Below are 456 nucleotides of genomic sequence, written 5' to 3' on the forward strand. Positions count from 1 at the left end.
AAAAACCGCAAGGAAGTAGTGACATCATCACTCTACAACACATGAAAACAGCAGCCCTGATAAGCTTTGCTTGCCAAGCAGGCGCCATTATTGGCAATGCATCTAAAGAATTAACCGAAAAACTTACTGATTTTGGTACCTATCTTGGTTTAGCCTTTCAATTAACTGATGACCTTCTTGATGTCACCGCCAACACACAAACCCTAGGAAAGACTGCTGGAAAAGAAGAAACGGGACAAAAAGCAACTTTTGTTCATCTTTATGGCATTGAATTAACCCAAAAAAAGCGAGATACACTCATCAGTAAAGCAGAAGCATTCTTACATCCTTTTGTCGCTAAAGCAGTCTCACTCCAACAAGCATCACACTTTAGTGCAATACGCAAAAATTAAACTTCATCAGCTCCAACGCACATAGTGTAAACCATCACCTATCTTGAATGCATAATAAACATTC

Annotated in this window: 1 protein-coding gene; it reads left to right on the forward strand. The window is 39.3% G+C overall.

The features are described 5' to 3' along the window. Positions 1-392 (forward strand): polyprenyl synthetase family protein (locus tag J7R13_RS08920; RefSeq protein ID WP_208438317.1); only part of this gene is annotated, 392 nt, incomplete at its 5' end. Between the last annotated feature and the right edge of the window lie 64 nt (positions 393-456).

The sequence above is a fragment of the Bartonella taylorii 8TBB genome, assembly GCF_902825155.1.
Taxonomy (GTDB): Bacteria; Pseudomonadota; Alphaproteobacteria; order Rhizobiales; family Rhizobiaceae; genus Bartonella; species Bartonella taylorii_A.